This is a genomic window from Methylorubrum rhodesianum (assembly GCF_014199985.1).
GTDB classification, from domain to species: domain Bacteria; phylum Pseudomonadota; class Alphaproteobacteria; order Rhizobiales; family Beijerinckiaceae; genus Methylobacterium; species Methylobacterium rhodesianum.
Genome location: NZ_JACHOS010000009.1, coordinates 195,977 through 213,017 on the forward strand (window position 1 = coordinate 195,977; position 17,041 = coordinate 213,017).

The window sequence follows — 17,041 nt, forward strand, 5'->3', positions numbered from 1 at the left end:
AGCGGACCTCGGATGAATCGGTGAGGGGAAAGCGTCGAAGGGCGTGGTGTCAGTAGCCGGGGTCGTCGCCGAACAGGTAGTCGGGATCGCGGCGGCGCTGGCGGGCGCGGGTGTCGCCGTCGTCGTCGAAGGGCGAGCCGAACGGCACCGGATTGACCTGCCCGTAGCGGTCGCGGCCGGGCCAGGCTTGCGGGTCCTCCCGCCGGTCGCGGCGCAGGCCCCAGGGATCGGCCGTCCGATCGGACTCCGTCTCGGCGCTGCGGCGCTGGGCGAAGGGATCGTCGGTGCTGCGGCGCCCGCCCGGCAGGTTGCCGAAGAGGTCGCCGGCGACGTCCGCCCCGTCCTCGGCATTGCCGTAATCGCCATCCTCCGCGTCGGGGCGCATGGCATAGAGCGTGTCGCGCGGCACCAGCGCGTATTGCGTGTCGGCGACCTGCCCCCCCTTGAGGCGGAAATGTTCGATGAAGCCGCCGCCCGCGACGCGCTGGCCGCTCCTCGGCTCGATCGGCAGGTCGGCGATGAACGCCTTCGCTTCGGGCGACGGCGGTGCCAGCGGCGTGCGCGCGACCCCGTTGGCCCAGGCCGCCTGAAAGATCGCTTTCGCGATCGGCACCGAGACGTGACCACCGGTCTGGCCGCGGCCCAGCGTGCGGCGCACGCCGTCGGCGTTGTCGTAGCCGGCCCAGACCACCACCGTGATCTCGTTCGAGAAGCCGGCGAACCACGCGTCGTTCTCGTTCTCCGAAGTGCCGGTCTTGCCCGCGACGTAGGCTGAGATGCCCGAGAGCGCCGCGGCCGTGCCGTGCTGGGTCACGCCCTGGAGCATGGTCTTGAGCTGGTAGAAGGCGACGCGGTCGGCCGATCCGATCCGCACCGGCGCCTTGTCGGGATGGCTGTAGACCGGCTTGCCGTCGCGCTCGACCGATTCCAGGGCGTAGGCGCTCGGGCGCGCGCCCTCGTTGGCGATGGCGGCGTAGAAGCTGGCCAGATCGATCATCCGAACCGGCTGGGCGCCGAGCACGAAGGGATAGTAGCGCTCGCACTCGGCGTAGAGCTGAGCCTCCAGCGCGATGTCGCAGACCCGCTGCAGGCTGTCGGGGGCCTTGGCGGCGATGCCGCCCTGGAGCAGGCGGGCCGTGACGAGGTTCTTCGAGAATTCGAGCCCACGCCGGATCGTCGTCGCGCCGGAGCCGCCGCCGTCATAGTTCTTCGGGGACCACGAATCGCCAGTTCCGCCGATCGGCGGCAGGGTCACGGCGGCGTCCATCACCAGCGTGTTGGGCTGGAGGCCGGCGTTCAGCGCGGCGAGGTAGGTCAGCGGTTTCAGGGTCGAGCCCGGCTGGCGCACGGTCTGCGTCACCCGGTTGAGCTGGCTCAACGGGTAGGAGAAGCCTCCGCTCATCGCCAGGATTCTGCCCGTGCGGTTCTCCAGCACGAGGGCCGCGCCCTGGACGGTGGGGCGCACCCGCAGGTCGGCGCGGAGGCTGCCCCTGCCCTCGCGCAGGCGCACCCGCACGGCATCGTAGAGCTGGAGTTTTCCCCGCGCGGGACCCGGCTCCAGGCTCGCGACCCGTCCGTCGGGCAGGCCGACCCTGGTGCCGTTCTTGCCCGTCTGGAGCACGACGGCGAGCGGCCAGCGCACGTCGTAGAGAGGCGGCCGGGCGGAGACCAGCGCGCGCTGCCACGCCGGCTGCACCGCGGGTTTGGTCGGGGCCTTCGCCGCAGCCGCTTTCCGGCCGCCCTTCTTCACCTCCGGCACCGGCTCGGCAGCGGGCTCCGGCGCGGGTGAGGCGGCCTCGATCCTCTTCACGGTCTCGGCGAGGTTCAGCTCCGGCCCCTCGTAGCGGGCGCGGCCGGTGCCGCGCTCGTAGGTCGCGAGCCCCTCCTGCAGCGCACTCTCCAGCGCGCTCTGCAAGCCGGCATTCACCGTGGCGCGCACAGTGTAGCTCGCGCTGGTGAGCGACTCGAGCCCGGCGAAGCTGCGCGCCTCCCGGGTCAGGTGATCGACGAGGTAGAAGCCGGAATCCTGGCGCGCAGCGTCCGGCGGCTTGATGCCGAGGTCCGAGGCCATCGCCGTCGTCATCTGCGCCTCGGTGATCGTGCCCTCTTCCTTCATCCGGCTGAGCACGTAGGCGCGGCGCTCCCGCGCCCGTTCGGGGTACTTGTCGGGGCTGTAGTAGTTCGGCCCCTTCGGCAGGCCGGCGAGGAGGGCGGCCTCGGGCAGGGTGAGCGCGCCCACCGATTTCCCGAACCAGCTGCGCGCCGCCATCTCGATGCCGTAGGCGCCGCGGCCGAGATAGATCCCGTTGAGATAGAGCCCGAGGATCTGCGGCTTGGTCTGGAGCTTCTCCAGCCGCGAGGCCACGATCATCTCGCGGATCTTGCGCTCGTAGGTGACGTCGTCGCCCACCGACAGGTTCTTCACGACCTGCTGCGTGATGGTCGAGCCGCCCGCCGGGCGTCCAGGCGAAGCGAGGTTGCCGACGAAGGCGCGGATCACGCCGCGCTCGTCGATGCCGTGGTGCTGGTAGAAGCGCTTGTCCTCGGCCGCGACGAAAGCTTGCCGGACGAGGTCGGGCACCGTGCTGATCGGCACCACGAGGCGCCGGCCGTGGGACTCGAAGGTCTCCGAGAACGGTTTGCCCGCCCCGTCGAGGATCACACTGGCGCTGGGCAGCTTGATGTCGCGCAGGGCCTCGGCCGAGGGCAGGTCCTTCACGGCATTGTTGTAGAAGGCGATCACCGCCCCCGCCTCGAAGGGGGAATTGGCCGGGTTCTCGCCCTTGCAGAACTGCTTGTAGCTCGTGTTCAGTTCGTTGAGATCGAGCCCGTGCAGGATCTTGGGCGCGTTGTCGCCGGCCACCGCGCTCGGATCCTCCATGGCCGTGGAGATCAGTTCGTCGAGATTGATGTCCTCGATGTCGAAGGACTTGCGCATGTGGGCGCAGCCGTCGCGCAGGATCGCCACGACCTCGGGGCCGTCCTTGGCGGGGTCGAACTGCGTCCGCACCGCGTCCGGCCGCGTCGTGACCTGGGAAAGGGTCAGCGCGGTCGCGAACAGCTTGATCAGGATGGCGTTCATCGAGCGTTTGAGGATTCCGGCCGGCACGCCACGGACAGCGTGTCGGTGCCGATCAAGCGGCGCACAACGCGGCTGATTTATGGACGCGCTCGCCCGGACACGACGGGGCGGGCACAGGTCGGGGATGCGCGGCTCGCACGACGAAAAGGGGCGACCGCTCCGCGCGATCGCCCCTGATCCCCAACCCTCTTGCGCGGATCGATGCCGCCGATCAGCGCAGGAGCTGAAGGATGCCCTGCTGCGCCTGGTTGGCGAGCGACAGCGCCGAGATGCCCAGCGACTGACGCGTCGACAGCGCCTGCGAGTTGGCGGCCTCTTCGTTGAGGTCGGCGTTGGTCAGGTTCGCCGCGCCGGTATCGAGGATGTTGACGATCCGCTTGGTGAAGTCCTGCCGGTTCTGCACCACGGAGAGGTTCGAACCGAAGGTCGAGCTCGCCGTGCGCAGCGTGTCCGAGGCCTTGGTCAGGCCGGAGAGCGTACCCTTGATGTCGGTGTCGAGCAGGAAGCTGCCCTGACCGTTCACCGAGGAACCCGAGTTGCCGGTGATCGGGGTCAGCTTCAGGCCGTCGGCCGTCAGGTCCTGACCCTGCACGTCGAGGTTGGCGGTGTCCCGCTCGTTGAAGGCGATGTGCAGCTTGTTCGAGGGATCGCCGTTGCTGATCAGGTTCACGCCGTTGAAGCTCGAATCCTTGGCCAGCTGCGTGATCTGGATCAACAGGCTGTTGTACTGCTCGGAAAGCTTCTTGCGGGCATCGACACCCGACACCGTCAGGTCGCTGCCGGCGGAGATGGTGTCGTTGCTGGTGCCGTACTTGGCAGCCGTGCTCGTGGTGCCCTGAGCGAAGCCGATGGCGGCCTGGTCGCCGGTCGCCTTGAACTCGACCGCGGAGCTGGCGTTCAGCACGATCTTCTTGCCGGTCGTGTCCTTCGAGAACATCGTCACGTTGGTGCCGGCCGCCGAGTTGAGCGCCGAGATCGCCGCGTCGATCGTCGCGTTGGAGGCGATGGTCGCCGACTTGCTCACACCGTTGACGTAGAAGTTCACGGTGGTGGCGGTGGTCGTGGAGGCGGCGAAGTCGTTCGTGGCGGTGCCGGTCGTGGTGATCTGGGTCGACAGCGCCTGGTTGGCGGTGGACTTGGCCGAGTCGATCAGCTTCTGGATCGAGGTGATGCCCTGGTTGGCCGCCTGGATCGTCTGGATGCCGTTCGAAATCGAATCGAGCAACGCGCCGAGGTCGCCCGACCGGCTGTTGAAGGACTGCGCGGTGAAGAAGTTGACCGGGTTGTCGAGGGCGGAGGAAACCTTGAGGCCGGTGGCGAGGCGGTTCTGGGTCGTTGCCGTTAGCGCCGAGGTGTCCTGCAGCGAGAGCAGGTTCTGACGGGTGGCGGCGGAAAGCGTGACGCTGGAAGACATGGGTGACAACCCCGTTCAGATCGATACCGAACTGGCATTAGGGTTAATTCACCACGTCTCGGGTTGCCGTAGCGTTAACGCTCCCTTCTCGACATCAAGATTTCTCGATTTTCGATGAGAGAGACGGCCGGAGCAAGGCTCCGGCCGTCTCCTTTTCGGAGTCCAGCGTCTCAGATTGCGCGATCAGCGCAGGAGCTGGAGGATGCTCTGCTGTGCCTGGTTAGCCAGCGACAGCGCCGAGATGCCGAGCGACTGGCGGGTCGAGAGCGCCTGGGAATTGGCCGCTTCCAGGTTGAGGTCGGCGTTGGTCAGGTTCGCCGCGCCGGTATCGAGCACGTTGATCAGGTTCTTCGAGAAGCTCTGGCGGTTCTGCACCACGGAGAGGTTCGAACCGAAGGTCGAGCTCGCCGAGCGCAGGGTGTCGGAGGCAGAACCCAGCTTGGTCAGGGTGCCCTTGATGTCGGTATCGAGCAGGAAGTTGCCCTGACCGTTCACCGAGGAACCCGAGTTGCCGGTGATCGAGGTCAGCTTCAGGCCGTCAGCCGTGAGGTCCTGACCCTGCACGTCGAGGTTGGAGCTGTCCTTCTCGTTGAAGGCGATGTGCAGCTTGTTGGACGGATCGCCGTTGCTGATCAGGTTGGTGCCGTTGAAGCTCGAATCCTTGGCCAGCTGCGTGATCTGCGTCAGCAGGCTGTTGTACTGCTCGGACAGCTTCTTGCGGGCATCGACACCCGACACCGTCAGGTCGCTGCCGGCGGAGATGGCGTCGTTGCTGGAGCCGTACTTGTTGGCCGTGCTCGTGGTGCCCTGGGCGAAGCCGAGGGCGGCCTGGTCGCCGGTGGCCTTGAACTCGACCGCGGAGCTGGCGTTCAGCACGATCTTCTTGCCGGTCGTGTCCTTCGAGAACATCGTCACGTTGGTGCCGGCCGCCGAGTTCAGCGCCGTGATCGCCGCGTCGATCGTCGCGTTGGAGGCGATGGTCGCCGACTTGGTCACACCGTTGACGTAGAAGTTGACGGTGGTGGAGGAGGTCGTGGACGCGGCGAAGTCGCTGGTCGCGGTGCCGGTGGTGGTGATCTGGGTCGACAGCGCCTGATTGGCGGTGGATTTGGCCGAGTCGATCAGCTTCTGGATCGAGGTGATGCCCTGGTTGGCCGCCTGGATCGCCTGGATGCCGTTCGAGATGCCGTCGAGCAGGCCGCCGAGATCGGTCGAGCGGTTCGACAGGTTCTGCGCGGTGAAGAAGTTGACGGGGCTGTCGAGGGCGGAGGAAACCTTGAGGCCGGTGGCGAGGCGGTTTTGAGTGGTGGCCGTCAGGCCCGCGGTGTCCTGCAGCGAGAGCAGGTTCTGACGGGTGGAGGCCGAAAGCGTGATGCCGGAAGACATGGGGGCGATCCTTGTGGGTCTTGATGCCGCCCTTTTGGCGACACCCGGACCCTCCACCCCGCGCCTTGCCGAGACCTTAATCCGACCATCGAATTCAGGGGCTTTCGCCCGTCAAACGCCCACATCGCGATCAGCGCTGCGATCATGGTTAAGAAAAGTTCGCCGCCTTTTCTTCGTTTTGCCCAATCAAGGATTTGTTCACCATGGCTCTGCGCATCGAACTGAAACCTCAGGAGCGGCTGATCATCAACGGCGCACTGATCCGCAATGGCGACCGCCGCTCGACCTTCGTGATCGAGAACCAGTGCAAGTTCCTGCGCGAGAGCGAAATCATCACCGAGACCGAGGCCGACACCGCCGCCAAGCGGCTCTGCGTCACGCTCCAGTTCATCTACCTCGCCGACAACCCGCCGGAGGCCGAGGATCTGTTCGTGCGCCAAGCCACCGAGATCATGAAGGCGTCGCCGAGCATGGGACCCTACATCCTGGCGATCCAGGACGAGCTCTCGGCACGGCAATATCACCGCGCGATCAAGCGCGGGCGCGAGTTGATCGCCTACGAGCGCCACCTCCTCGACCATCTCGAGGCGAGCCAGGACACGGGTGCGCCAGCGCAGGGCTGAGCGGACGCCGCCGCGCCTCTCAAGGGGCGGTCGCATTCTTGCTTTCCACCGGGCAGACCTCAACGGGAGTCGGATCGAACATGACGCGTGTGTCGGCCCTCGCGACGACCGGCCTGACGGCCGGCTTGGTGCTTCTGCCGCAGGCGGGGCTCGCGCATCCCGGCCATGGCCGCGTCGGCCAAGGCGAGATGGACGGACTCGTCGACGGCAGCTTGCAGAGTGCCCTGCAGGGCTTCCTGCATCCGCTCGGGGGCGCCGACCACGTGCTCGCCATGGTCGCGGTCGGCCTGCTCGCGGCGCTCTACGGCGGCCGGGCCCTGTGGGCGCTGCCGCTCGCCTTCCTCGCGATGATGACGCTGGGGGCCGGGCTCGGCCTGGCGGGTCTCGTCCCGCCCCATGCCGAGATCGGCATCGGCCTGTCGGTGGTGGCGTTCGGGCTTGCACTCGCCCTGCGCGTCGAGGCCCCGCTCGCGGCGCTGATGGCCTTGGTCGGCGGATTTGCCGTGTTTCACGGACTTGCCCACGGCGCCGAGAGACCGGAGACCGCCGCCGGCCTCGGCTACGGCACCGGTTTCCTCGCCGCCACGGCGGCGCTGCACTGTGCCGGGATCGGCCTGGGCCGCCTGACCGGGGCTCGGCCCGTCGCCGTGCCGGTCCTCGCGCGCCTCCTGGGGGGCGCCCTCACCGTGGCGGGCCTCACCATCCTCGCCCAGGGGGCTTGAGGCGGGAGGCCTGAGGCGGGTCCGTCAGGCACCCGCCCTGTCGTGGAGGGACGCGGAGGGCGGCCTCAGACGATGCCGCTCTTCTCGTAGGGCCAGGGCTTGCCGAGATGGGCGGCGACCCGGGCCGCGTCGGGGCCGACCGCCTCGACCGCCGCCTGCACCTGCTCGGCCGGCACCTCGAACCGGCGTGCCCAGTAGGCACGGTCGCGCGGCGCGTCGAGCACCACCTGGGCGGGATCCCCGCTCACCGCATGTCCCTCGTCGGACGCTTCCTGCACCATGCTCCGGCTCCGTTTCATCGCGCCCGCCACGGCAGGCGGGCCAAAGGGGACAAACCGGCGAGCGGGGCGGGATGGTTCCGAAGTCGGGCCTTTCGACTCATGCCTCGCGCGGGGCCACCGGCCCGGGCCGCAGACGCGACGGAGAGGCCGGTGCGGGCGCGATGTGGAAGGCGGCCGGGCGCCGGAACAGGAAGTCCAGAGGCGTGCCGCGCACCAGCCGCGCGAAGACGAGGGGCACCGTGACCGCCGCCGCGGTGACGACGAGGCTCGCGAGCCCGACATCGAGGGCGAGATCGGGCTGAGTCCCGTTGAACTTGGCGATCAGGGTGCGGGTCAGCGCCATCGGCAGGAAGAAGCCGAGATAGATCACGATGGACCGCTCGCCGCAGGCGCGCAGGGCGGCGGTCACCGGCCCACCGGCGCGGGTCATCAGCGCGGCGAAGGCGACGATGGCGAGCGCCCCGACGGTGCCGAGCCCGAGGCTCACCACCGGAAGGCGCGCGAGCGTCGGCAGGCTCTCGATCCCCGTCGGCGTGAACACGAACACGGCCTCCATCGCCGCCCACAGGGCAAGGCCGGCGAGCGCCAGGCCCGCCCGCTCGCGCACCCGGTCGGCGAAGCGGAAGATCCACTCGGCGAAGAGATAGCCGCCCAGGAAGTAGACGTACCGCTCGCAGAACTCGTCCAGCAGTTCGGGCAGGCCGCTCGTCGGCAGGATCTGCAGCACGGCCGCCGCGACGAGCAGCAGAGCCGGCGGCACCCGGCGGTGGAGCAGCTTCGTCACCACCGAGAACACGGCGAGCAGGTAGACGAACCACAGCGTCGAGTAAGGCACCACCAGCGCCTCGGCGAGGTGGAGGCCGAACGCGGCGAGCTTGTCCGCCGGTCCCTCCGCCCCGGCGACGATCGATCCGGCCTTGAACAGCGATTGGATCACCACCCACAGCGCGTAGAAATAGGCGAAGTGAACCACCCGCCGATCCGCGAACAGGCGCCAGTCGCGGTCGATCACTCGGCCGAGGAAGAGCCCCGAGAGCAGGAAGAAGTCGGGGATCCGGAACGGCCTGGCGAACTCGACGACATCGTGCAGGAAGCCCTCGCCGCCGAGCGCCTCGCCGGTGCCGAGCGTCGAGTGCATCATCACGACGAGGATGATGCACAGGCCCTTGGCGACATCGACCCAGGCGAGCCGGGCAGCCTCCTCGGGAAGCGGGCGAAGGGGGCGGGTGGCCGCGATGGGCGCTGCGGTCATGGCGGGCGGACCTCGTGCGGACGGGATCGAGCCTCGACCGTCGCACCCGAGGGTTAAGGGCAGCCCAGCGCCGCTCGGCGATCTCACTGCGCGGTTAATGTCCCGCCAAGGCTCTCGCAGAATTTCCGAAGCAACTGTGCCGACTCCCGCGGCAGGCGGTGTGGCCCGGAGACGAGCATCGGTGCGTCCGGCGAGCGACGGGACTTCGCTGGCAAGCCGCTTCGCTCAGTTCCGCGAAGAATAGTCTTCGACTTCGAGCGGATGCGGTTCTCCGGCCGTGAGGTGCTCTTCAGAGTTGGCCTCGCTTGGCAATTGCCCGCCCGACGGCCCAGAGCAACGCATCAACGGCCAGTCGCAGCGCCGGCTTCTCGTGCTCAGCCACGTCATCCAGCGTGCGCCGTGCTTGGAGTGCGTAGCTTGCGAGACGCTCGAGCGGCGGCTCTTTCTTGTGCAGGACAAAGAACGTGCGATCCTCGGCCGGCCAGTTGAGCTTGCTCTCGGTCGTGTTGACGACGATGCCGCGCCCGACGACCTCTCCCGTTTGGTCATCGCGCTCGAAGTGCCCCCGGGCCAGGACCCACTGCACCCCGCTCGCTGCCGAGCACACGCGATACTCACCCACGAACACGCCGCCATGCTCGCTGACGCGATCAAGGCTGGTGAAAAACGCCTCCCGGTCGGCCGGCAGGATCGCCTCGACATAGGCCGCCAGAGGCAATCCGTGCGCGGCCTGCATCGAGTCGAGATTGAACAACGTGGCGGTGACGGCATCGGCAACGGTTCGGTCGTTGCTCAGGTCTGTTTCCCAAATTCCAACTTGGGAGGCAATCAGAGCGTCAGGTAGAGATCCAAGCCAGTATCGACGCGTATCATACGGCATACCCCGACACCCCGCGTACGTTAATCTAAGATGGCGACCAAAGGAGGAGTTTGCATCATTTTGCTGATCAGCTGTCCTGATAATGAGGGCAGTCTAAGAACATGCACGTATACCCTCTCCGGAATCAGGACCGGCCCGTTCCTATGACGAAATCAAATCGCCTGCGTGAACTCGCAGACGTGCTCGGCGTTCCAGTCAATGCCTTCTGGACATCAAAAGAATGTTACCACCTGCATGCGGAGGCGGACGGCACGCGGTGGCTGGTGACGCTCGACGAGCAGGGTCGACCCGTCGTTCGCCGGATCGACGGGGATCAGGGCACGAGAGAGGAATGCGTGTCGCTGTTCTTGCGACACGACGGAGAAACCCCACAGCATGACGCGATGATCGCACTCATCGATCTGCTTCTCAGGACGCATCTCAAGAATTGATACGGCTTGCGCCCGTATCGGCCAGCCGGCGCCACGCCCGGGCGGGCCGATGCGACAATTCCGGAAGGATCACCGGATCGACCAGCGCACCTTCGACGAAGCGAAAACCGGTTCGTCGAAAGAATACACAACTGGAACCGTATCTCATCCGGTCAGCCGGACGACCGACCGTCACTCCGACCCTCGCCCTATCGACGCAGACCTCCGTCGCCCCGTCGCGCGCGGGTCATACGGGTGGGCGCGTGGAAATCATCGGGCTTGCCGCGCACCCAATCGAGGAAACGGGCGATCTCGGGATCGGTGCGGAGGGCTTCGACTTCGGCCAGCCTGCGGGCGATCTCGGCCTCGCTGTAACGGGCGTGGATCGCCGAGTGGCAGATCTGGTGGAGCCGCACGGTCGCTCCGTGCGCGCCGCCCTTCAGCTTCGGCGTGAGGTGATGCAGGCTCTGGCGCGCATGCGCAGGAATTGGGCGCTCGCAGAGCGGGCAGACCGGCGTGCCCGCCGGCTTCGGGCCGTGCGTCTCGGGATCCGCGTCGCGCCAGCGACGGGAGCGCCGCCCTACCACCCCGTCTCTCCGTTCAACATTCCGGTCCCGCCGGACGCGGGGCAAACGGACGGTGGGGCCCCGCGGCTCCCGTCCTCCCCTGCGTCACGTGCGCCGCCGGCTCGGTGCCCTGGAGCGCCCGCTGAGGCTGCGCCCGCGCCTTGTTGCCGCGCGGAGCCCAGGTTACCCCTGCCCGCGCGGGCATACCGGCCACGGGCATCGGGGACGAGCGGCATGAAGCGGACAACCATCGATTCCAAGCTCTCCGTGGCCCACCAGCCGAGCCTTGCCGAGATCGAGGCCCTCGGAGCGGAGGGCGTGAGCCTTCTCATCAACAACCGTCCCGACGGCGAGGAGCCGGGCCAGCCCGGCGCGGCGGCCGAGCGGGCGGCGGCGGAGGCGGCGGGCCTGCGCTATCTCGACCTGCCGGTGACCGGCCCCACCCTCACCCGCGAGGCCGTGGAGCGCTTCCACGCGGCGGTCGAGGCGGCGCCGGGCCCGGTCGTCGCCCATTGCCGCAGCGGAACACGCTCGCTGACGCTCTGGGTGATCGGCGAAGTGCTGGCCGGACGCCTCGGGCGCGACGAGGTGGCGGCCTACGGGGCGCGCCACGGCTACGACCTCTCCGGCGCCGAGCGCTGGCTCGACGCAAACGCGGGCTGAGAGTGACGCCGCGCCCCGCTCACTGCCCCGGCATGGTCAGGATCAGCGGCCCGTTGCGCGTGGCGACAACGGTGTGCTCGTACTGCACCGTGAGGGCGCTGGGCCGGCTGTAGAGCGTCCAGGGATCGTCGCCGTCCTCGGCGAAGTCGGCGCCGAGCGACAGGAACGGCTCGACCGTCAGCACCATGCCCTCGCGCATGATCCGCCGCTCGGACGGGTCGGGCCAGGTTGCGATCTCGGTCGGCTCCTCGTGCAGCGACCGGCCGATCCCATGGCTCGCGAGGTTGCGCACCAGCGTGTAGCCGTTCTTGTGCGCGAAGCTGCCCACCGCCCGGCCGATGCCCGAGAGCGGCTTGCCGGCCCCGACCTGCCGCAGACCCGACCACATCGCCCGGCGCCCGTCCTTGCACAGCCGCTCGACCGCGCGCGTCACCGGCGGCACGGCGAAGGAGGCTCCGGTATCGGAGAAGTAGCCGTCCTTCTCGGCCGAGACGTCGATATTGACCAGATCGCCCGGACCGATCCGACGCTCGCCCGGAATGCCGTGGGCGATCTCCTCGTTGACGCTGATGCAGGTCGCGCCCGGAAAGGCGTAGACCGTCTCCGGCGCCGAGCGCGCCCCTTCCACTTCCAGGAAGGCCCGCCCGACGGCATCGAGTTCGCGCGTGGTCATGCCCGGCTCGATCGCCCGGCCCATCACCGCCAGCGTATCGGCCACGATGCGTCCGATCCGCTTCAGCCCGGCCAGCTCGTCATCGTTCGACACCGTCATGTCCGCGTCCCCCGCACGGCCGGAGCGGCTCCGGCCGTGCGCTTGTGCCATCTTTGCCGAGCCGGGCGAACCCTCGGAAACCCTCTTGCAGAACCCTCGGTGCCGAGCGGCCGGCATCTCGGCGTCGGTCAATGCGCCGCCGTGGCGCCGCCGAGCTTCACCGTCTTCAGGATGAGCGCCAGCGGGACGAGGCAGGCGGTGAGTGCCGCGAGCACCCAGAACACGTCGATATAGGCCCAGTAGGCGACCTGCGTCGCGAGCTGCTGCCCGATCCAGGCGATGGCTTGGTTCTGCGCGTCGGGGCCGGCGAAGCCGTGCTGCTGGAAATAGCGCGTCGCCTCGGCCAGGGCCTGCTGGTAGGTCGGGCTCGACGGATCGAGCGTGTCGACGAGGCGGCTCTGGTGGAACTGGCTGCGGTCGGCCAGCACGTTCTGGGCGAGCGAGACGCCCATCGATCCGCCGACGTTGCGCGCCACGTTGATCAGCGCCGAGGCCTGATCGGTCTGGCCCTTCGCCAGCCCCTCGTAGGAGGCGGAGGTCACCGAGAGGAAGATCATCGGTAGGCCGATGCCGATATAGATCCGCGACCACGCGAAGAACCCGAAGGTGCTATCGCCGTAGAGCCGGGTGAGGTCGTAGAGGCCCAGGGCCACGATCAGCCCGCCCGTGGCGATCAGCCATTTCGGCTGGATGAACGACGAGACGCGGCCGATCACGAGCATCGAGACCACGGTCATGATGCCGCCGGGCCCGAGCACCAGTCCCGACAGGGTGGCGGTGTAGCCGTAATATTCCTGCGTGATCTGCGGGATGAACTGCGTGGTGGAGATCAGCACCGCGCCGGTGAACAGCATCACCACGAAGCAGGCGCTGAACTGCCGCCGGGCGAGAAGCCTCAGATCGATGACCGGGTTCTTCGCTCTCAGCAGCCACGGGATCATGGCGAGGAACGAGACGAGGGTGAGCAGACCGAACACGTTCATCAGGGTCGAGGTGCCGAACCAGTCCTTGCGCTGGCCCTCGTCGAGGATGACCTCGAGCGAGCCGAGGAATGTCGCCACCAGCAGGAAGCCGACGAGATCGAAGCGCACGCCCTGTCTGCGCAAGGTGCGCCGCTCGCGCTTGGCCGCCTCGCTGTCCTCGATGAGGAGGTACATCAGCACGAGGGAGATCACCCCCACGGGGCCGTTGATCAGGAAGCACCAGTGCCAGGAGGCGTTGTCGGAGAGCCAGCCGCCGAGCGTCGGGCCGATCACCGGGGCCACGACGATGGCGACCCCGTAGAGCGCGAAGGCCTGCCCGCGCTTCTCGGGCGGGAAGGAATCGGCCAGGATCGACTGTGCCAGCGGCGCCATGCCGCCGCCGCCGAGCCCCTGGAGCACACGGAAGAACAGCAGCGATTCGAGGCTCCAGGCGAAGCCGCACAGGACCGACGAGAGCGTGAACAGCGCCACCGACCACATGAAGAAAGCCTTGCGGCCGAAGCGCTTGGCGAGAAAGCTCGACGCGATCAGCGTGATGGCGTTGGCGACCAGATAACTCGTCACCACCCAGGCCGACTCGTCCGGCCCCACCGCGAGCGCCCCCGAGATGTAGCGCAGGGCGACGTTGGCGATCGTGGTGTCGAGCACCTCCATGAAGGTCGCGAGCGCCACGACGAGCGCGACGATCCAGGGATTGTGTCCTCCCGGAGCCTTCGCCCGACCGCCCGTGGCTCGGGCTGCCGAGGCGCTCACCGGACGTGGGCCCTCGGCACGACCGACATGCCGGGGCCGATCGAGACGTCGTCCGGCCAGTTGTCGACCACGATCTTCACCGGGATGCGCTGCGTCACCTTCACGTAGTTGCCGGTGGCGTTCTGGGCCGGCAGCAGGCTGAAGGCGGTGCCCGAGCCCGGCTGCACGGATGCGATCCGGCCGGTGATCCTGCGATCGGGATAGGCGTCGATCGCGAGATCGACGGACTGGCCCGGCCGCATGTCGGTGATCTGCGTCTCCTTGTAGTTGGCCGTGACCCACATCGCGTCGGGGACGAACATCGACAGGCTCTGGCCGGCCTGGGCATAGGCGCCGACGCCGCCGGTCAGGCGCACCACGCGCCCGGCCTGGGCGGCCCGCACCGTCGTGTAGTCGAGGTTGAGCCGGGCCTGGTCGCGCTGGGCCTCGGCCTGGGCGCGCTGCGCCTCGGCGCTGGCGCGTTGGGCCCGGAGCGAGCCGACCTGCCGCTCGGCGGCGACCACGCTGGCCTGGGCACTCGCCAGCGAGGCTTGGCGCTGTTCCAGGGTCGAGGTCGAGGATTGCGACTGCTGGATCGTGCCGGCGCCGCGCTCGGCGAGCTTGCGGTAGCGGTCGGCATCCTCCTGGGCAAAGGTCAGCGCCGCCTGCGCGGTCTCGGCCTGGGCCTTCGCCACCTCGACCTGCGCCTTCTGCGCTTCGATCTGCGCATCGACGTTCTGGATCGAGGCCTGGGCGGCCTGAACCTGCGCCTCGGCCTGTTCCAGCGCGACGCGGTAGTCGCGCGGCTCGATCTGGAACAGCGTATCGCCCGCCTGGACATGCTGGTTGTCGGTCACCGGCACGGCGACGACGTAGCCGCCGACCTTGGGCGCGATGGTGAAGCTGCGGGCATCGACGAAGGCGTCGTCGGTGGTCTCGTAGGGATGCAGCTCGATCGACCAATAGACATAAGCGGCCACAGCCAGGGCCGGCACCGCGAGACCGCCGAGAACGAACCACCAGGGGTGCCGGCGCAGCACGCCCGGTCGCCCCTCGCCGCCTTCCCTCTCGTCGTCCGAAGCATCGGAATCCGGCGCATCAGAAGCTTGGCCCCCATCGCCGGATCGGTTCGGTTCGGAGCCCTCCCTGAGGGCTTGAGCCGGTCGATCCACTTCGTCACCGGGCCCGGCGCCCCGCGCAGGCGCTTCTCCTGACCGCCGCGCGGGCGCAACGCCCGGCTCGGCCTGCCGCTGATCGTCAAGCATCGGGGGAATTTGCCGAAAGAGGCCGGCCCAACGGAGCCGAACCTCGGGTGAACCCGCCTCGGTTGCAGAAGACACGAACGAGACCGAAGTTCCATCCCCGGCGCGGCGCGCATATCAGCCGACCGCGACCTGAAAGGGAGGCCGCACGGCGCCCGGCACAACTTCTGGAATGTGAGGTTGTGGAACGGGCTGCGCGATGCTGCGTTGCGGCAGGGATGGGGTGTTCGCTCGCGGGCGAGCCGGACCGGTTGCTCCCGCCGGTCCGCCCGCATTTGGCGCAGGAGTGTGCTCGATGGCTGGATCATCCGACGTCTCCGGGATGGCGAGTCCGTCCGGAGTGCCGCCGACCGGACCGGCGCGCCTCGATGCGATGAGCGCCGTCCTGGCCCGCAACTGGTGGCTCGTGGCCCTGCGCGGCCTCCTCGCGATCCTGTTCGGCGTCATCGCCTTCGTCGCGCCGGGCGCCTTCGTGCTCTCGCTGGTGCTGTTCTTCGCGGCCTACATGCTGGTCGACGGCATCTTCGGCATCGTCGCCGCGGTGCGGGCGGCGCAGCGCCACGAGCGCTGGGGTTTCCTGCTGCTCGAAGGCCTGCTCGACCTCGTGGTCGGCGTCGCCGCCTTCCTCGTGCCGGCCGCCGCGGTCTGGGCCTTCGTCCTCCTCGTCGCGGCCTGGGCCCTCCTCTCCGGCGGGCTGATGATCGCGGCGGCCTTTCGCCTCCACGCGCATTACGGGCGCTGGTGGCTGGGCCTGGGCGGCGTCGTCTCGGTGCTGTTCGGGATCGTGCTGCTGATCAATCCCGGCATGTCGGCGCTGGTGCTGACATGGTGGCTCGGCGCCTACGCCGTGGCCTTCGGCGTGATGCTGCTGATCCTCGGCTTCCGCCTGCGCTCCCGCCACACCGAGGCCGGCGGAACGATGCCGGCGGGGCGGGGGTGAGGGCGAGGCATCCGCACCGAGCGACGGTGACGCGGTTCGGAACCTGATCCGGCTGCGGCCGCCAGAGCGGCACGAGGAAGCGCATCCAGGCGCGGCGAACCGGACATGGACACGCGTCGCGCCGCTCCGGCCGATCCCTTCGGGATGGCGGATGCGGCCGCTGCTCAAGCAAGGCGCGAACAGGCCGATGCGGCCTTCCGCTTCAATCAAGCGGACACGGTGTCAGGCCATCATCGCCCGCGCGGTGTCGGCATCGGCGAGCGGGCGCCCGAGCCCGCGCGCGCCCTCGGCGGCGCGGCGGATCTGGGCGGCGTTGCTCTCGGCCGGGCGGCCGTCGGGGGCGAGCAGGCTGTTCTCGAAGCCGACGCGCACATGGCCGCCGAGGCCCGCGGCGACGGTCGCGCAGGCCTGTTCGCGGGGGCCGAAGGCGCAGATCGCCCAGAGCGACAGCCCCTCCCCCGCCGCGGCCAGGAAGGGCAGCAGGTCGGCGGGCCGCGAGACCTGGCCGGGGGTGTAGCGGCCGAGAACGAAAAGCGGGAAATCCCCGCCCTCACCGAGCACGCCGCGGCGTTTGAGTTCGGCGTAGCGGATCACTTCGGCGGCCTCGTAGAGGATGACCTGAAGCAGGATGCGCTCGCGCCGGGCGAAGGCGAAGAATTCCGCCGCCGCACCCTCGGCGGCGGCGTCCGGCACGATCTCGCGCAGCGCCAGCGACACCGCCTCGGGGCGCGCCGCGCGCACCACCGCCATCTGCTCCGGGGCCTCGTAGCGCCCGGCGGCCTCCGAGGTGATCTGCACGACGAGGCGCTCTCCCACCTCCGCACGGATCGCGGCGGTGAGCGCGCGGTAGGCGTCCGCATCGAGGAGGTGGCGTCCTTGTGCGTCGCGGACATGGACGTGGATCATGGCCGCCCCCGCTTCCGCGACCTCGGCGGCGGTGCGGGCGATCCCGGCCTGCGTGATCGGCAGGGCCGGATGGTCGGCCCTGGTGCGGGTGGCGCCGTTGGGGGCGTTGGCGAGAATGAGCGGCGGCCAGCCGGCGTCTTGCGTCACGGGTTCGATCTCTCGCTGGA

At 68.8% G+C, this 17,041-nt stretch carries 16 protein-coding genes; 5 read left to right on the forward strand and 11 right to left on the reverse strand.

Annotated elements, in window-relative coordinates:
* Window positions 1–49: 49 nt before the first annotated feature.
* The 3 genes from HNR01_RS14995 to HNR01_RS15005 all read right to left on the reverse strand — a co-directional run bounded on the left by HNR01_RS14995 (window position 50) and on the right by HNR01_RS15005 (window position 5,882).
* Window positions 50–3,082, reverse strand: a complete 3,033-nt coding sequence (locus HNR01_RS14995; protein ID WP_183668335.1) for a penicillin-binding protein 1A — start codon at window positions 3,080–3,082, stop codon at window positions 50–52.
* Between the two features lie 211 nt (window positions 3,083–3,293).
* A complete protein-coding gene (locus tag HNR01_RS15000; protein WP_183668337.1) occupies window positions 3,294–4,496 on the reverse strand; it encodes a flagellin N-terminal helical domain-containing protein in 1,203 nt (400 codons plus the stop codon).
* Window positions 4,497–4,679: 183 nt separating this feature from the next.
* A complete protein-coding gene (locus HNR01_RS15005; protein ID WP_183668339.1) occupies window positions 4,680–5,882 on the reverse strand; it encodes a flagellin N-terminal helical domain-containing protein in 1,203 nt (400 codons plus the stop codon).
* Between the two features lie 203 nt (window positions 5,883–6,085).
* Here HNR01_RS15005 and HNR01_RS15010 point away from each other — a divergent pair, with 203 nt between their 5' ends.
* Both HNR01_RS15010 and HNR01_RS15015 read left to right on the forward strand, forming a co-directional pair.
* Complete coding sequence (locus HNR01_RS15010; RefSeq protein WP_153876176.1) at window positions 6,086–6,505, forward strand: flagellar biosynthesis repressor FlbT; 420 nt, start codon at window positions 6,086–6,088, stop codon at window positions 6,503–6,505.
* A gap of 80 nt (window positions 6,506–6,585) precedes the next feature.
* Entirely contained in the window at window positions 6,586–7,227 is a 642-nt protein-coding gene (locus HNR01_RS15015; RefSeq protein WP_183668341.1) for a HupE/UreJ family protein, read from the forward strand.
* A gap of 65 nt (window positions 7,228–7,292) precedes the next feature.
* On the opposite strand, the gene HNR01_RS15020 is transcribed toward HNR01_RS15015, so the two are convergent.
* From HNR01_RS15020 to HNR01_RS15030, 3 genes are all read right to left on the reverse strand, one after another.
* Window positions 7,293–7,508, reverse strand: a complete 216-nt coding sequence (locus tag HNR01_RS15020; protein ID WP_017486913.1) for a DUF3606 domain-containing protein — start codon at window positions 7,506–7,508, stop codon at window positions 7,293–7,295.
* A gap of 97 nt (window positions 7,509–7,605) precedes the next feature.
* Window positions 7,606–8,760 (reverse strand): acyltransferase family protein, encoded by a 1,155-nt coding sequence (locus HNR01_RS15025; RefSeq protein WP_183668343.1) that lies wholly within the window; start codon window positions 8,758–8,760, stop codon window positions 7,606–7,608.
* Window positions 8,761–9,049: 289 nt separating this feature from the next.
* A complete protein-coding gene (locus tag HNR01_RS15030) occupies window positions 9,050–9,640 on the reverse strand; it encodes a PAS domain-containing protein (RefSeq protein WP_043377554.1) in 591 nt (196 codons plus the stop codon).
* A 143-nt stretch (window positions 9,641–9,783) separates the two neighbouring features.
* Between HNR01_RS15030 and HNR01_RS15035 the strand changes: the two genes are divergently transcribed.
* Window positions 9,784–10,071 carry a hypothetical protein gene (locus HNR01_RS15035; protein WP_183668345.1) on the forward strand — a complete coding sequence of 96 codons (288 nt, stop codon included), beginning with the start codon at window positions 9,784–9,786 and terminating at the stop codon, window positions 10,069–10,071.
* A 188-nt stretch (window positions 10,072–10,259) separates the two neighbouring features.
* Here the strand turns inward: HNR01_RS15035 and HNR01_RS15040 are convergent, their stop codons facing one another.
* Window positions 10,260–10,637: a restriction endonuclease gene (locus HNR01_RS15040; RefSeq protein ID WP_017486917.1), complete on the reverse strand. Its 378-nt coding sequence runs from the start codon at window positions 10,635–10,637 to the stop codon at window positions 10,260–10,262.
* A gap of 213 nt (window positions 10,638–10,850) precedes the next feature.
* Here HNR01_RS15040 and HNR01_RS15045 point away from each other — a divergent pair, with 213 nt between their 5' ends.
* Window positions 10,851–11,279: a protein tyrosine phosphatase family protein gene (locus HNR01_RS15045; protein WP_017486918.1), complete on the forward strand. Its 429-nt coding sequence runs from the start codon at window positions 10,851–10,853 to the stop codon at window positions 11,277–11,279.
* 19 nt (window positions 11,280–11,298) lie between these two features.
* Here the strand turns inward: HNR01_RS15045 and map are convergent, their stop codons facing one another.
* The 3 genes from map to HNR01_RS15060 all read right to left on the reverse strand — a co-directional run bounded on the left by map (window position 11,299) and on the right by HNR01_RS15060 (window position 14,806).
* Entirely contained in the window at window positions 11,299–12,051 is a 753-nt protein-coding gene (map, locus tag HNR01_RS15050) for a type I methionyl aminopeptidase (protein WP_183668347.1), read from the reverse strand.
* Window positions 12,052–12,179: 128 nt separating this feature from the next.
* Window positions 12,180–13,787 (reverse strand): DHA2 family efflux MFS transporter permease subunit, encoded by a 1,608-nt coding sequence (locus HNR01_RS15055; protein ID WP_183668349.1) that lies wholly within the window; start codon window positions 13,785–13,787, stop codon window positions 12,180–12,182.
* Complete coding sequence (locus HNR01_RS15060) at window positions 13,784–14,806, reverse strand: HlyD family secretion protein (RefSeq protein WP_183668351.1); 1,023 nt, start codon at window positions 14,804–14,806, stop codon at window positions 13,784–13,786. Before HNR01_RS15060 ends, HNR01_RS15055 begins: the two co-directional genes overlap by 4 nt.
* Before the next feature lie 517 nt (window positions 14,807–15,323).
* Here HNR01_RS15060 and HNR01_RS15065 point away from each other — a divergent pair.
* Window positions 15,324–15,968 (forward strand): HdeD family acid-resistance protein, encoded by a 645-nt coding sequence (locus tag HNR01_RS15065; RefSeq protein ID WP_183668353.1) that lies wholly within the window; start codon window positions 15,324–15,326, stop codon window positions 15,966–15,968.
* A gap of 222 nt (window positions 15,969–16,190) precedes the next feature.
* Here HNR01_RS15065 and HNR01_RS15070 read toward each other — a convergent pair whose 3' ends face one another.
* Window positions 16,191–17,021, reverse strand: coding sequence for a beta-keto acid cleavage family enzyme (locus tag HNR01_RS15070; protein WP_183668355.1), 831 nt, complete (start codon window positions 17,019–17,021; stop codon window positions 16,191–16,193).
* Window positions 17,022–17,041 lie beyond the last annotated feature (20 nt).

Coding starts and splice junctions, on each gene's coding strand:
- HNR01_RS15035 (WP_183668345.1), top strand. CDS start 9,784: ATGACGAAATCAAATCGCCTGCGTGAACTCGCAGACGTGCTCGGCGTT.
- HNR01_RS15005 (WP_183668339.1), bottom strand. CDS start 5,882: ATGTCTTCCGGCATCACGCTTTCGGCCTCCACCCGTCAGAACCTGCTC.
- HNR01_RS14995 (WP_183668335.1), bottom strand. CDS start 3,082: ATGAACGCCATCCTGATCAAGCTGTTCGCGACCGCGCTGACCCTTTCC.
- HNR01_RS15045 (WP_017486918.1), top strand. CDS start 10,851: ATGAAGCGGACAACCATCGATTCCAAGCTCTCCGTGGCCCACCAGCCG.
- HNR01_RS15020 (WP_017486913.1), bottom strand. CDS start 7,508: ATGGTGCAGGAAGCGTCCGACGAGGGACATGCGGTGAGCGGGGATCCC.
- HNR01_RS15000 (WP_183668337.1), bottom strand. CDS start 4,496: ATGTCTTCCAGCGTCACGCTTTCCGCCGCCACCCGTCAGAACCTGCTC.
- HNR01_RS15030 (WP_043377554.1), bottom strand. CDS start 9,640: ATGCCGTATGATACGCGTCGATACTGGCTTGGATCTCTACCTGACGCT.
- HNR01_RS15015 (WP_183668341.1), top strand. CDS start 6,586: ATGACGCGTGTGTCGGCCCTCGCGACGACCGGCCTGACGGCCGGCTTG.
- HNR01_RS15065 (WP_183668353.1), top strand. CDS start 15,324: ATGGCTGGATCATCCGACGTCTCCGGGATGGCGAGTCCGTCCGGAGTG.
- map (WP_183668347.1), bottom strand. CDS start 12,051: ATGACGGTGTCGAACGATGACGAGCTGGCCGGGCTGAAGCGGATCGGA.
- HNR01_RS15010 (WP_153876176.1), top strand. CDS start 6,086: ATGGCTCTGCGCATCGAACTGAAACCTCAGGAGCGGCTGATCATCAAC.
- HNR01_RS15025 (WP_183668343.1), bottom strand. CDS start 8,760: ATGACCGCAGCGCCCATCGCGGCCACCCGCCCCCTTCGCCCGCTTCCC.